We start from the raw sequence: 13,298 nt of genomic DNA on the forward strand, positions 1-13,298 counted from the left end.
AGGCGCATTCTACAGCGTTGAAAGTCGCTGTCAACACCTCGGCGATCATCTTCTGGCCGACCTTCTCGGAAGACCGAAGCGACAAGCACTACCACCGCCTGCCGATCACCCCTCCCCGCACCTAACTACAGCTAAGTGCTTGATTTTCAAGCATTTCCGCTGCTTCGTCGCTGGGAGAGGTGCGCATTATAGGGATGCAGAATCTGCCGTCAACACCTTTCTGAAACCTTTTTGTCATTCCGCCTGAAAGACGCGAACACCCTAGGCAGAAAACGCACTACCAGCGGGAGCCTCAACAGCATCAACGAAGTACCAGCAATTGCGTAGCCAGCCCATTCGGCCATGTCGGCACGAACAACCCAGAGCATGTGCAGCAGCGCTATAGCCAGGATGGCGTAAGCCAGCCGGTGCAATTGCTTCCAGCGCTTGCCAAGGCGCCGAATACTGAAACGGTTGGAGGTTACCGCCAGGACGAGCAGACCACTGAACCCCAAGGCGCCCACGAATATATAAGGACGCTTACCCAGATCGATCAGGAGTTGCTGCATGTCCAGACCAAGCAGGAATACGGCATAACCAGTGATGTGCAGCACCACATAGGTAAAGCACCAGAGCCCCAGCTGGCGGCGAACTGCGATCCACCCGCCCCAGCCGCTCAGTTTTTGCAGGGGCGTCATGGACAGGGTCAAGAGCAGCAACCAAAGCGCCGCCAACCCTAGGCGATCGACCAGTACTTTCCCCGGGTCCGGGCCCAGGGCAAATATCCAGGCCTGATAGAGCCACAAACCGACCGGGATCGGCGCTATCAGGAAGACGAACGATCGCCAAAGTCTGAATCGCATCAGTAGTACTTCCTCAGATCCAGCCCGGCGTAGAGGCTGGCCACCTCGTCATAGCCGTTGAACATTCGCGTCGGCACTATGTTTGGACTGAACAGCCCACTAGGAAGTCGTCGCTCATGGGCCTGACTCCAGCGAGGATGGTCCACCTCAGGATTGACGTTCGAATAGAAGCCATATTCCTCGGGGGCGATAGATTGCCATGTAGTTGGCGGTTGCTCGCTGACGAGACTGATCCGCACGATCGACTTGATACCCTTGAAGCCGTACTTCCAGGGCACCACCAACCGAAGCGGTGCTCCGTTCTGATTAGGCAGGACCCGACCGTACATGCCCACCGCAAGGATGGTCAGCGGATGCATTGCCTCGTCCAGCCGCAATCCCTCCACGTACGGCCAGTCGATCAGGGAGAACCCCGAGCGCACCCCAGCCATCTCATCCGGTGCCAGCCGGGTTTCGAAACTGACGTATTTGGCATTCCCGGTAGGTTCGACTCGCTTCAGCAAATCCGCCAAGGGGAAACCCAGCCATGGAATCACCATGGACCAAGCCTCCACGCATCGCAGCCGATAGATGCGCTCTTCCAGTCCGTGGGGCTTCACCAGATCCTCTATCGAGTAAGTACCCGGTTTAGCCACTTCGCCATCTATACGCACCGTCCACGGTTCAACCAGCATCTTACCGGCGTAGCGCGCCGGATCGCCCTTGTTGGTCCCGAACTCGTAGAAGTTGTTGTAGTGGGTCGCATCTTGAAAGGGAGTAATCGACTCATTCCCCGGCATCACCGCCTGCCAATACGTGCCCGCTAACTTTTCGCTAAACCAGGCAGGCCCTTGGGCAGCTTCAACATCAGGATAGGTCGACGCCGCCAATGCATGACCTGGCAATGCAGCCATTGCGGCCAAGCCACCGGCAGCGGCAATCAACTTACGTCGGGAGAGGTAGATGGACTCAGGAGTGACTTCGTGCTCGGGGCACGCGGAGGAAGGGGGGATCTGGATCAGCATGGCGGCTCCGCAATTCGGGCTGGGATGCCCAATGGACTGCGGAGCCGCGAAGAAATTACATCACTCGACCTGCTTGCGACGACGCAGCTGGAGCAAGTATTGCACCGGACCAGATGCGGCGTAAGCCAAGAAGATTAGCAGGAGAATGCGCGGCGGGTCGCTGAAGACGACTGCAAAGGCCAGTACAACAATCAGGATGGCCACGAAGGGTACGCGACCTTTCAGGTCCAGGTCCTTGAAACTGTAGAACTTGATATTGCTCACCATCAGCATGCCTGCGAGGGCAACCAGCAGGGCAACGATGAACGACATGTTCGAACCCTTGATGCCGAAATCGCTGAAAGCCCAGACGGTACCAGCCACCACCCCAGCTGCAGCAGGGCTGGCGAGGCCGATGAAGAATCGCTTGTCCACCTTGCCGATCTGGGTATTGAAGCGAGCCAAGCGCAAAGCCGCACCGGCAACATAGATGAAGGCCACGGTCAGGCCCACACTACCCAAACCGCTCAGTGCCCACTCAAATGCCAGCAGCGCGGGAGCGACACCGAATGCGACCATGTCCGACAGCGAGTCGTACTCGGCCCCGAAGGCGCTCTGAGTATTGGTCAGACGAGCAACCCGTCCATCGAGACTGTCCAGCACCATGGCAACGAAGATAGTGGCGGCGGCCACCGAGAAATTGCCGCTCATGGCATTGATGATGGAATAGAAGCCGGCGAACAGGTTCGCGGTGGTAAACAAGTTGGGCAACAGGTAAATGCCGCGATGCCTAACTTTACGACCCTCAGCGTCCTGGCCTTCCTCGACATGTTCATCGATGGGCAGCAGGCTGTCGTCTTCGAGGGGCTGATTCGGCTCTTCGGGACGTTCACTCATGAACAACATCCTTGCAACGAATACGATATGTGGTGGGCGACCCATATGATGCGTCGCCCGGCAGACAGGCTTTATACCAGAACCGTGCCGCCATAACGAAAGAACGCGGCCAAGGCCGCGTTCTTCATGATCGCATCAGACCTTAGTTCTTGGTCTTGTCGACGATCTTGTTAGCAGAGATCCACGGCATCATCGCGCGCAGACGCTCGCCAACCTGCTCGATCGGGTGAGCAGCGTTGTTGCGGCGGTAGGCGGTCATCGAAGCGTAGTTCGACGCACCTTCCTGGATGAACATCTTGGCGTACTCGCCGTCCTGGATTCGCTTCAGAGCGTTGCGCATGGCCTGACGGGATTCGGCGTTGATGACCTCCGGACCGGTTACGTACTCACCGTACTCGGCGTTGTTGGAGATCGAGTAGTTCATGTTGGCGATGCCGCCTTCGTACATCAGGTCGACGATCAGCTTCAGCTCGTGCAGGCACTCGAAGTAGGCCATTTCGGGCGCGTAGCCAGCTTCGACCAGAGTTTCGAAACCGGCTTTCACCAGCTCTACGCAGCCACCGCAAAGAACAGCCTGCTCACCGAACAGGTCGGTTTCGGTCTCGTCCTTGAAGGTGGTTTCGATGATGCCGGTACGACCACCGCCCACGCCGCAAGCGTAGGACAGGGCGACGTTCTTGGCGTTGCCGGAAGCGTCCTGGTAGATCGCGACCAGATCAGGGATGCCACCGCCCTTGACGAACTCAGAGCGAACGGTGTGGCCCGGAGCCTTCGGCGCAATCATGATCACGTCGAGGTCAGCGCGCGGTACGACTTGGTTGTAGTGGATGGCGAAGCCGTGAGCGAAGGCCAGGGTCGCACCCTTCTTCAGGTTCGGCTCAACCTCTTCCTTGTACAGTTTGGATTGGAATTCGTCCGGGGTCAGGATCATTACCAGGTCAGCCGCGGCAACGGCTTCCGGCACGCTCTTGACGGTCAGGCCGTGGGCCTGGGCCTTGGCAACGGTGGCGGAGCCAGAACGCAGACCAACAGTCACGTCCACACCGGAGTCTTTCAGGTTGCACGCGTGGGCGTGACCCTGGGAACCGTAACCGATGATGGCAACTTTCTTGCCTTGGATGATCGAGAGGTCACAGTCTTTGTCGTAATAAACTTTCATGTTCCTGACTCTTTTATAACGAAAGGGATGGGGTGCGCGCACCGCGACAAGGGCACATTAAGCGATCTGATCCATTGCGTAAAATGATATATTCGCAACGCAATGTGCCGACAGATGAAATGCTCATGGACAGCCAATCCCTCAGGCTCTTTCTTTCGCTGGCAGACAACCTGCACTTCGGCAAAACCAGCCGCGAGCAGCATGTCAGCCCCTCCGCACTCAGTCGCAGCATCAAGCAACTCGAGGACGAACTCGGCGCACCATTGTTCGTGCGCGACAGCCGCTCAGTCCAGCTGACCCGCGAGGGGCGGCAGTTCCGCGAATACGCGAGCGAGGTCATGAGCGGTTGGCATGCCATCCGCCAACGACTCATGCAGGACCAATTGGACCTTCACGGCGAACTCTCCCTGTATTGCTCGGTGACGGCGAGCTACAGCTTTCTCTATGACATCCTGAGCAGCTTCCGCCAGGACTACCCCCGCATCGAAATGAAACTGCACACCGGCGACCCCGCAAAGGCTGTCGAGCGGGTGCAACAAGGGCTGGAGGATCTCGCCATCGGTGCCCGACCCGACAACCTGCCAGCCGGCGTCGACTTCCAGTCGATTACCCGTTCGGAGCTGCGCTTCATCGGGCCACAGTCACCTCAACTGCTGACAGAAGAACAACTGAGGCAGCCCACGGCGCAAAGCTGGAAGGACGTGCCGATGATTCTCTCGGAAGAAGGCCTGGCCAGGACCCGGACCGACCGTTGGCTGAAAAACCACGGCATCAAGCCGCGCATCTATGCCCAGGTGAGCGGCAATGAGGCCATCGTCAGCATGGTGAGCCTGGGATTCGGCATCGGCGTGGTTCCGCAGATTGTGCTCGACAACAGCCCACTGACCGCACGCATCCGCATCTACGATATCCAGCCGCCATTGGCCGCCTACGACATCGGCCTGTTCGCCCTGGAAAAACGCCTCAAGGACCCGCTGATCGCAGCCTTCTGGAATCGCCGCCAGTAAAATCCGGGCAATAAAAAACCCCGCACAAGGCGGGGCTTTTCATGACTGCGATCAGATAGTCAGCACTTTGTCGCCACGGGAAATCCCGGTGACGCCACTGCGCACGGTTTCCAGGATCGAACTGGTACCGATGGCCTGGATGAAGCTGTCCAGCTTGTCGCTGGTGCCCGCCAGCTGAATCGTGTAGACGCTGGAAGTCACGTCGACGATCTGACCGCGGAAGATATCGGTAGTGCGCTTGACCTCGGCGCGCTGGGCACCGGTGGCCTTGACCTTGACCAGCATCAGCTCGCGCTCGATGTGAGCACTTTCCGACAGGTTTACCAGCTTGACCACTTCAATCAGCTTGTTGAGGTTCTTCGTGATCTGCTCGATCACCTCATCGTGGCCGATGGTGGTCAGGGTCAGACGCGACAGGGTCGGGTCCTCGGTCGGAGCAACCGTCAGGCTTTCGATGTTGTAGTTGCGCTGGGAGAAGAGGCCGACCACGCGGGACAGAGCGCCCGGCTCGTTCTCAAGCAGCAGGGAAATGATATGTCGCATGTTCAGGTCCGCTCCGTCTTGCTCAGCCACATGTCGCGCATGGCGCCATCCCGAATCTGCATCGGGTAGACGTGCTCGCTGGAATCGACCTGGATATCAAGGAACACCAGACGGTTCTTCAGCGAGAACGCTTCTTCCATCTTCGCCTTCAGATCCTTCGGATCAGTCACGCGAATGCCGACATGGCCATAAGCCTCGGCCAGCTTGACGAAGTCAGGCAGCGATTCCATGTAGGAGTGCGAGTAACGGCTGTTGTACTGCATGTCCTGCCATTGGCGGACCATACCCAGCGCACCGTTGTTGAGGTTGATGATCTTCACCGGCAGGTCGTACTGCAGGCAGGTGGACAGCTCCTGGATGTTCATCTGGATACTGCCCTCGCCCGTTACGCAAGCGACGTCGGTTTCCGGGAAGCTCAGCTTGATACCCATGGCCGCCGGGAAACCGAAGCCCATGGTGCCCAGGCCGCCAGAGTTGATCCAGCGATTGGGCTTGTTGAAGCGGTAGTACTGTGCCGCGAACATCTGGTGCTGACCCACGTCGGAGGTGACATAGGCGTCGCCCTTGGTCACTTCCCAGAGGGTCTCGATCACACTCTGCGGCTTGATGATGCTGCCGTCGCCCTTGTCGTAGGGGAACAGGTCACCACCAGCACGCCACTCATCAACCTGCTTCCACCATGCAGCGACCGTTTCCTTGTTCGGGGTTTCGCCGATCTCCTTGAGGATGGCAACCATCTCGGACAGCACGCTGTCTACCGGCCCCACGATCGGGATGTCGGCCTTGATGGTCTTGGAGATCGAAGCCGGGTCGATGTCGATATGGATGATCTTGGCGTTCGGGCAGAACTTGGCTGCGCCGTTGATTACGCGGTCATCGAAGCGCGCGCCGACGGCCAGGATCACATCAGAGTGATGCATCGCCAGGTTGGCGGTGTAGCTGCCGTGCATGCCAAGCATGCCAACGAACTGGCGATCGGTTCCCGGGAAGGCACCCAGCCCCATCAGGGTGTTGGTAACCGGCAGGTTGAGCATCTTGGCCAGTTCGGTGAGCTGCTCGGATGCGTTGCCCATGATCACGCCACCGCCTGCGTAGAGGATCGGGCGCTTCGCCGCCAGCAGCATCTCCGCAGCCTTACGGATCTGGCCGGAGTGACCACGAACAGCAGGGCTGTAGGAGCGCAGCTTGACCTTCTTCGGGTAGCTGTATTCGAACTTCTGGGTCGGATCGCCCATGTCCTTCGGAATGTCGACGACCACAGGCCCAGGACGGCCGGATTGCGCGATGTAGAAGGCCTTCTTGATCACCTCAGGGATTTCCGAGGGATGCTTGATGATGAAGCTGTGCTTCACAATCGGGCGGGAAATACCGACCATGTCGGTTTCCTGGAAGGCATCGGTGCCGACCATGTTGCTCGGCACCTGGCCAGACAGGATCACCATCGGAATGGAGTCCATGTAAGCGGTGGCGATACCGGTGACGGCGTTGGTCGCACCTGGGCCGGAGGTCACCAGCACCACACCGGGTTTGCCGGTGGCGCGGGCATAGCCGTCAGCCATATGGGTAGCAGCCTGTTCATGACGGACCAGGATATGGGTCACTTCATTTTCTTTGAACAGGGCATCGTAGATGTGCAGGAGGGCACCGCCCGGGTACCCGTAAATGTACTTAACGCCTTCGTCACGCAGCGAGCGGACGACCATTTCAGCGCCAGATAAAAGCTCCACGTTTATCACCTCTAGAACGCCAGATAACCGCCCGCGACCGGACGGCCTGATTAGGTTTGCCTGCAATCAGCGCGTGAGCGACTGGTGGTCGCCGACTACGTCAGCTACTGACTGAACAAGCATCGGGTCGGCCCCTGAGAGTTGTTGCGGGGCTTTCCCACCCAGCGCGAGGTAACGCGTTGCGGGTGAAACAGGTCGGCGCGGGTATGCACCTCATCGACTGCTACAGCTTCCGACTTGCGGCCGGCCCACTGGAACAGCGAACCTTGGATTCTTCGGATTACCACCGTACAAGTCAAGTAATCCGTTACGGAATCTTGCATGGATTGCTGTGACGCGACGCAGGATCAAGACCCACGGCTTTGGTTATAGTTAGCGGAGGATTCTCCGCCACCAGAAGGAAACCGCATGCACCGCATGATTCTCGCCGGCAGCCTGCTGCTGGCAGTGAGCACGTCCGCCACGGCCGGCCAGGTCTATAAATGGGTCGACGCTCAGGGCATCACCCACTTCGGCGCGCAGCCGCCCGAAGGCCAGCAGGCCACCAGCGTCAACACCTCGGTGCCGAAGCCGCGCCCCGCCCTGCCGCGCTTCGATAGCGAAAACGCCCAGCCGCAGGCGCCACTTCCCGAGAGCGCGCCGGTAGGCGATCAGAAGGCCATTGATGAGAAAGTGAAGGCAGAAGTCGCAACCCAGGAAGCGGAACGTCGCAAGTACTGCGACACCATACGTACCAACCTGGCACAACTACAAAACAACCCGCGCCTTCGCGCAGAGGTCAATGGGGAAGTTCAGCGGCTGACCGAAGAAGAGCGTCAGTCCCGCATCAAGGAAGCCGAGAAGGCAATCGGCGAGAACTGCAACTGAGGCAACGCCTCAGTTCGTCCCACCAATCAACCGGTCGAACGCCCCCAGGGCGTCGAGCAGCCTGCCGACTTCGACGAGCCGCTCCCGGTAAACCTCTTCCGCCATGACGCGGATCCCGGATGCGTGCGGCAACTCCAGGCCATTCTCGAGAATGACCTTCATGCGCGGCAGGAAGATCCACTGAAGCCACTGCTCAAACGCCAGGGTATCGACACAGAACGGTGTCTGGCTGGCAAGTGCTTCCGCACTGGGCGGCGTCTCGACCCACCAGCCCAGCGCACGCAGCTCCCGCTCGATGAGCAGGAGCTGATCAGCCAGGTCAACGCAACGCGGATCCATCAGAGATTGACCTTTGCCTTGTCACGCGCAAGCGCGGCACCGGACGGGTCGCCTTGGCGATCACGGGAACGTGCGATCAAATCCCACAAGCTGGCCTGCAAGGCCGGACGACCATTGGCGTAGGTCAGTGCACGACGAGCGAACTGCTCGGCCTGGGCGGCATCGCCCTGCGCAAGGCGCACTTCGGCCAATCGGTAAAGCACCTGCGGCTCGCGGGGAGCGATACGCTGCGCACGCTCCAGGCTAGCAGCGGCGCCATTGAGGTCGCCGCCGCCCTGTTGCTGCTGGGCAGTGGTCAGCAGCGCCAGCACTGGGCCGTCGAGCTGCTCGTCGGCCGACAGACCGCCTGCGCTGCTCGGGATACCGGTCGGAGCGGCGGGTGCCTGGGTGCTGTAGCTGGGCGAGCTGTAATTGGTTGAGCCATAGCCCGGTGCGCCGGACGCGCCAGGTGCAGTGGCAACTGGTCCGCCGACCATGGGACCAGGGGTGATCCCACCGCTGGTGATACTGCCGCTGATGGGCGCGCTGGATGCCGGAGCGGCGATGGGCGCACCGGAGCTGGCACCCGGTACCATCACAACCACACCGGAGTCTTCGGGGATGCTGCGCGGCGCTGCGGATGCCTGATTGTAGCCGCCGCGATTGGAGGTCCCCTGTTCCAGCTCGGACAGGGGCGCACCGGAGTCGACCACGGGAATGGCGCCTCGCTGCGGGGTAGAACAACCAGCCAGCAAGGCGGCTGCCGCAAGGGCGGGAATCCAGGCTTTACTCACGTTTCATCCTCTCGGTTCATTGCATCCAACCGCGAACCCAGTCCATTACCGAGTCCACGGGTGCTCCAAGGCCGCAAGGCGCGCCTGGGGCGGGTTCGCTGCCACGAATGTACGGCATCTGGACTGCACCGGGGCAGCTCGGGTCAGAACCCTGGCCGCTGTGCGGATCAATCCACGCCTGTGTCACGTTATCCGGCATCGGCATGTCCAGGGGCAGCGGGTCTGCCTTGCGCATGAAGCTGGTCCATACCTGCAACGCACCTGTGGCGCCGGTCAACGGCGTCTTGCCGTTATCATCGCGTCCCAGCCAGACCACCGCCAGGAGGTCCTGACTGAAGCCTGCAAACCAGCTGTCACGCGAGTCGTTCGTCGTGCCCGTTTTGCCAGCCAGTGTCAAGGACGACGGCAACTGGCTATAAACTGAGCGGGCCGTACCTTCGCGCATAACCCGCTGCATCGCATTCTGCACCAGGTAGATGGCGCCCGGATCGAAGCGTTGCTGGATCTGGAAGGGGTAACGCTTGAGCGGCTCACCTTCGGAGGTCAGCACGCTACGAATCGCCCGCAACGGCGTATTGAAACCACCATTGGCCAGCGTCTGGTACATGGTCGCCACTTCCATCGGGCTCAACGCACCTGCGCCGAGCAACATCGAGGGATAAGCCGGCCACTCGCGCGAAACGCCAAGCCTCTCAAGGGTTTTGAGCACATTGGGAACGCCCAGTTCCAAGCCCAGCTTGGCGGTCGACAAGTTGTAGGAGTTGGCCAGCCCCTGGTACAGGTAAATGGTCCCGTGGGCGCGGCGATCATAGTTCTGTGGACGCCACACCTGGCCATCTTGTCCCTTCACCGAGAAGGGCTCGTCAGCGACCCAACTGGTCAGGGTGTACTGACTCGGACGCTCAAGTGCTGTGAGGTAGACAGCTGGCTTGATCAACGAGCCGATGGGGCGTACTGCATCCACGGCGCGATTGAATCCGGCGAAGCGAGGTTGACGGCTACCGATCAGCGCCTGGATTTCACCAGTTTCGGGATTGCTCACGACCATGGCCGACTCAACCTGATCTACGCCCTTGCGCCCAGCCAGACGCTTGAGGGTCTCGTCCAGCGAGGTTTCTGCCTTGGACTGCAGAATAGGGTCGAAGCTGGTGAAAATGCGCAGACCTTCCTCTGTCAGGTCCTCTTCTCGGTAATCCTCGCGCAGCTGGCGCTTCACCAAGTCGAGGAAAGCCGGGTAGGAGCTGTCGGCCAGACTGCCGCGCTTGGATACACCCAGCGGCTTCTCCTTGGCTGCGACGGCTTCCGCTGGCGTGATCACGCCCTGTTCGGCAAGCAAGTCGATCACCAGATTACGACGCTCCAGTGCACGTTCCGGGAAGCGACGGGGGTTGTAATAGGAAGGACCCTTGACCATCCCCACAAGCAGAGCGATCTGATGCACTTTCAATTCAGCCAGGGGCTGACTGAAGAAATACTGGCTGGCGAGGCCAAAACCGTGAATGGCGCGCTGACCATCCTGGCCAAGGAACACCTCGTTGAGGTAGGCCTCCAGGATTTCGCGCTTGTCGTAGTGCAGCTCCAGCAGCACCGCCATCATGGCCTCGGTGGCCTTGCGCGAAATGCTGCGCTCGCTGGTCAGGTAGAAGTTCTTCACCAACTGCTGGGTCAGCGTACTGCCGCCCTGACGCAACTCACCGGCGGTGGCATTGATCCAGAAGGCTCGGGCGATGGACTTGAGGGAAACACCGTGGTGATTGAAGAACTCACGATCCTCCGTCGCTACCAGGGTTTCCACCATATAGGCCGGCACCTGATCCAGCTTGATCAGTACACGGTCTTCATGATGGGCGGGATACAGCCCGCCGATCAGCAGCGGCTCCAGGCGAGTCACCGCAAGGTCGGCGCCACTTGCCTGAGTCAGGCCAGCCACATAGTCGCCGGAAAAACGCACGCGTACCCGCTGCGCCGGCTCGGCACCTTCATAGAACTGGAAGCCACGGGTGTTGAGGTCCACGGCATTGCCGGACACCGAAGCGGCACCCGGGCCGTTGGACACGCTCTCGCGTCGGTAGCCCAGGGCGTCGAGTTCCTTCAGGAAATCGTCCTTGGACAACTTCAGCCCGACGAACAGTTCCAGCGGACGGGCATAGACCTTCGCCGGCACTGTCCAGCGCTTGCCGGAGAATTTCTCCTGCACCACGGCGTCGAGATAGATGGCGAAACCGGCCAGCACTACCAGGCCTACCAGGCCCAGTTTGACGGCCCAGCCCAACCAGGGGCGAAGGCCGCTGGAACGGCGTTTAGAGCGGGATTTGGGAGATCGGGGACGAGTCATGGCGGCGCATTATACGCACTTTGTCCACAGCCAACAGGCACGCCCTGACGGTTTGCAGGGCCGCCCACAGAGGCGATAATGCCGGCCTTCCACAGCGACAGAACAAGGAACGCCCGTGAGCCAGTCCCTGATAGCCGCCCTGCAGAACCCCGCCCTCTACCCCCACTCGGTGGACGGGTTCCAGGTCATCGAGACGCACATCTCCTGGGTGCTGCTGACCGGTAGTTACGTCTACAAGGTGAAGAAGCCTGTGAACTTCGGCTTCCTCGACTTCACCGACCTCGAACGCCGCCGCCACTTCTGCGAGGAAGAACTACGCCTCAACCAGCGCCTGACACGCGACCTCTACCTGGAAGTCCTGCCGATCACCGGCAGCGTCGAGGCTCCCCAGATCAATGGAGACGGCGCGGCCATCGAGTACGTGCTGAAGATGCGCCAGTTTCCCCAGGAAAACCTGCTGAGCGCGTTGCAGGCCCGCGGCGAACTGACCCCTGCCCACGTCGATGCCCTGGCCGGGCAGATCGCCAGTTTCCATCAGGGCGCTCCGCAAGTGGCCATTGACCACCCGCTGGGCACCGCCGATGCGGTGATGATGCCCGTCCGGCAGAACTTCGAGCAGATTCGCCCGTTGCTCAGCGACAAGGCCGACCTGCAACAACTGGATGCGCTCGAAGCCTGGGCCGAGAGCAGCCATGAGCGACTCAAGCCGCTGCTGGCACGACGCAAGCAGGAAGGTTTCATTCGCGAGTGCCACGGTGACATCCACCTGGGCAACGCCACGCTGATCAACGGTGAAGTCGTGCTTTTCGACTGCATCGAGTTCAACGAACCCTTCCGCTTCACCGACGTCTACGCCGACATCGGCTTCATCGCCATGGACCTTGAAGACCGAGGCCTCAAGTCCCTTTCCCGCCGACTGGTCAGCCAGTATCTGGAACACAGCGGCGACTACGAGGGCCTGGAGTTGCTCAACTTCTACAAGGCCTACCGCGCACTGGTTCGCGCCAAGATCGCCCTGTTCAGCCTGGCGCACCAGGCCGATGCGGTGCAGAAGGCCGCCACCATTCGCCAGTACCGCAACTATGCGGGCCTCGCGGAAAGCTACAGCGCCATCCCCTCGCCCTTCCTGGCCATCACCAGTGGCGTGTCCGCCTCCGGCAAGAGCCACGTCGCGTTGCGTCTGGTGGAATCCCTGGGCGCTATCCGCCTGCGTTCGGACGTCGAACGCAAGCGCCTGTTCGGCGAACAGCAATCGGGGGCGCAAGGGCTGCAGGATGGCATCTACAACGCAGACGCGAGCCAGGCGACCTACGAGCGCCTCAACGAACTGGCGCGCGTGATCCTGCATGCCGGCTTCCCGGTAGTAATGGATGCCACCTTCCTGAAACGGGACCAGCGCAAGGCCGCCCGCCAGGTTGCTGAGGAGACCGGAACACCGTTCCTGATCCTCGACTGCCACGCGCCGGAGGCGGTGATCGAAGCTTGGCTGGAACAGCGCCAGACCGAGGGCAATGACCCGTCCGACGCCACCATGGACGTGGTGCGCGCGCAACTGCTGAGCCGCGAACCGCTGGATACCGTCGAGCAGGCGCAGAGCAAGCGGATCGATACCGATCAGGCCGCCAGCCTCGACGGTCTGGTGGAGCTCATCCGCCAGCACCTGCCGGGCGTCTGACCGCACCCTCTCCACGCCGGGCAACATCTGCCGCGGCTTCTATACTGCCGGCTGGGTCGCACTCAGCCGGCAGCTGCAATTTCCCCCTGCTGGTACCCCAGCAGCCGCTTGAAACCTGCGCCGGGAAAAGCGTCCCACTCTATCGTCAGCA

The 13,298-nt window shown here is 60.6% G+C and carries 12 protein-coding genes; 3 read left to right on the forward strand and 9 right to left on the reverse strand.

Going from position 1 to position 13,298, the window contains the following annotated elements; all coding sequences use genetic code 11:
• Nucleotides 1-209 precede the first annotated feature (209 nt).
• The 4 genes from msrQ to ilvC all read right to left on the reverse strand — a co-directional run bounded on the left by msrQ (nucleotide 210) and on the right by ilvC (nucleotide 3,923).
• Nucleotides 210-842 carry a protein-methionine-sulfoxide reductase heme-binding subunit MsrQ gene (gene msrQ, locus E8E75_RS03250; protein WP_153920482.1) on the reverse strand — a complete coding sequence of 211 codons (633 nt, stop codon included), beginning with the start codon at nucleotides 840-842 and terminating at the stop codon, nucleotides 210-212.
• Nucleotides 842-1,846 carry a protein-methionine-sulfoxide reductase catalytic subunit MsrP gene (gene msrP, locus E8E75_RS03255; RefSeq protein ID WP_120654558.1) on the reverse strand — a complete coding sequence of 335 codons (1,005 nt, stop codon included), beginning with the start codon at nucleotides 1,844-1,846 and terminating at the stop codon, nucleotides 842-844. Before msrP ends, msrQ begins: the two co-directional genes overlap by 1 nt.
• 60 nt (nucleotides 1,847-1,906) lie before the next feature.
• Complete coding sequence (gene pssA / locus E8E75_RS03260) at nucleotides 1,907-2,722, reverse strand: CDP-diacylglycerol--serine O-phosphatidyltransferase (RefSeq protein WP_120654557.1); 816 nt, start codon at nucleotides 2,720-2,722, stop codon at nucleotides 1,907-1,909.
• 142 nt (nucleotides 2,723-2,864) lie between these two features.
• Entirely contained in the window at nucleotides 2,865-3,923 is a 1,059-nt protein-coding gene (gene ilvC / locus E8E75_RS03265; RefSeq protein ID WP_256660915.1) for a ketol-acid reductoisomerase, read from the reverse strand.
• Between the two features lie 83 nt (nucleotides 3,924-4,006).
• Between ilvC and ilvY the strand changes: the two genes are divergently transcribed.
• Nucleotides 4,007-4,888 carry an HTH-type transcriptional activator IlvY gene (gene ilvY, locus E8E75_RS03270; protein ID WP_120654555.1) on the forward strand — a complete coding sequence of 294 codons (882 nt, stop codon included), beginning with the start codon at nucleotides 4,007-4,009 and terminating at the stop codon, nucleotides 4,886-4,888.
• 51 nt (nucleotides 4,889-4,939) lie between these two features.
• Here the strand turns inward: ilvY and ilvN are convergent, their stop codons facing one another.
• Both ilvN and E8E75_RS03280 read right to left on the reverse strand, forming a co-directional pair.
• Nucleotides 4,940-5,431 (reverse strand): acetolactate synthase small subunit, encoded by a 492-nt coding sequence (ilvN, locus tag E8E75_RS03275; protein WP_028630051.1) that lies wholly within the window; start codon nucleotides 5,429-5,431, stop codon nucleotides 4,940-4,942.
• A gap of 2 nt (nucleotides 5,432-5,433) precedes the next feature.
• Entirely contained in the window at nucleotides 5,434-7,158 is a 1,725-nt protein-coding gene (locus E8E75_RS03280) for an acetolactate synthase 3 large subunit (protein WP_120654554.1), read from the reverse strand.
• A 408-nt stretch (nucleotides 7,159-7,566) separates the two neighbouring features.
• Here E8E75_RS03280 and E8E75_RS03285 point away from each other — a divergent pair, with 408 nt between their 5' ends.
• Nucleotides 7,567-8,025, forward strand: coding sequence for a DUF4124 domain-containing protein (locus E8E75_RS03285; RefSeq protein ID WP_120654553.1), 459 nt, complete (start codon nucleotides 7,567-7,569; stop codon nucleotides 8,023-8,025).
• Between the two features lie 9 nt (nucleotides 8,026-8,034).
• Here E8E75_RS03285 and E8E75_RS03290 read toward each other — a convergent pair whose 3' ends face one another.
• From E8E75_RS03290 to mrcB, 3 genes are read right to left on the reverse strand one after another with little or no spacing between them, the layout of a single operon-like run.
• Nucleotides 8,035-8,364 (reverse strand): YqcC family protein, encoded by a 330-nt coding sequence (locus E8E75_RS03290; RefSeq protein ID WP_120654552.1) that lies wholly within the window; start codon nucleotides 8,362-8,364, stop codon nucleotides 8,035-8,037.
• Nucleotides 8,364-9,137, reverse strand: a complete 774-nt coding sequence (locus tag E8E75_RS03295; RefSeq protein ID WP_120654551.1) for a tetratricopeptide repeat protein — start codon at nucleotides 9,135-9,137, stop codon at nucleotides 8,364-8,366. The genes E8E75_RS03290 and E8E75_RS03295 overlap by 1 nt, the downstream gene beginning before the upstream one ends.
• Before the next feature lie 16 nt (nucleotides 9,138-9,153).
• On the reverse strand, nucleotides 9,154-11,472 hold the full coding sequence (gene mrcB, locus E8E75_RS03300) for a penicillin-binding protein 1B (RefSeq protein WP_120654550.1): 2,319 nt from the start codon (nucleotides 11,470-11,472) through the stop codon (nucleotides 9,154-9,156).
• 115 nt (nucleotides 11,473-11,587) lie between these two features.
• Here mrcB and E8E75_RS03305 point away from each other — a divergent pair, with 115 nt between their 5' ends.
• Nucleotides 11,588-13,147 (forward strand): AAA family ATPase, encoded by a 1,560-nt coding sequence (locus tag E8E75_RS03305; RefSeq protein WP_280358016.1) that lies wholly within the window; start codon nucleotides 11,588-11,590, stop codon nucleotides 13,145-13,147.
• Nucleotides 13,148-13,298 lie beyond the last annotated feature (151 nt).

Origin of the sequence: Pseudomonas sp. BN606 (assembly GCF_029873115.1) — a bacterium.
Classification (GTDB): Bacteria; Pseudomonadota; Gammaproteobacteria; order Pseudomonadales; family Pseudomonadaceae; genus Metapseudomonas.

Excerpts from the sequence above, each read along its gene's own strand:
- mrcB (WP_120654550.1), bottom strand. The coding sequence starts at position 11,472 with ATGACTCGTCCCCGATCTCCCAAATCCCGCTCTAAACGCCGTTCCAGC.
- ilvY (WP_120654555.1), top strand. The coding sequence starts at position 4,007 with ATGGACAGCCAATCCCTCAGGCTCTTTCTTTCGCTGGCAGACAACCTG.
- pssA (WP_120654557.1), bottom strand. The coding sequence starts at position 2,722 with ATGAGTGAACGTCCCGAAGAGCCGAATCAGCCCCTCGAAGACGACAGC.
- E8E75_RS03285 (WP_120654553.1), top strand. The coding sequence starts at position 7,567 with ATGCACCGCATGATTCTCGCCGGCAGCCTGCTGCTGGCAGTGAGCACG.
- E8E75_RS03290 (WP_120654552.1), bottom strand. The coding sequence starts at position 8,364 with ATGGATCCGCGTTGCGTTGACCTGGCTGATCAGCTCCTGCTCATCGAG.
- ilvN (WP_028630051.1), bottom strand. The coding sequence starts at position 5,431 with ATGCGACATATCATTTCCCTGCTGCTTGAGAACGAGCCGGGCGCTCTG.
- msrQ (WP_153920482.1), bottom strand. The coding sequence starts at position 842 with ATGCGATTCAGACTTTGGCGATCGTTCGTCTTCCTGATAGCGCCGATC.
- msrP (WP_120654558.1), bottom strand. The coding sequence starts at position 1,846 with ATGCTGATCCAGATCCCCCCTTCCTCCGCGTGCCCCGAGCACGAAGTC.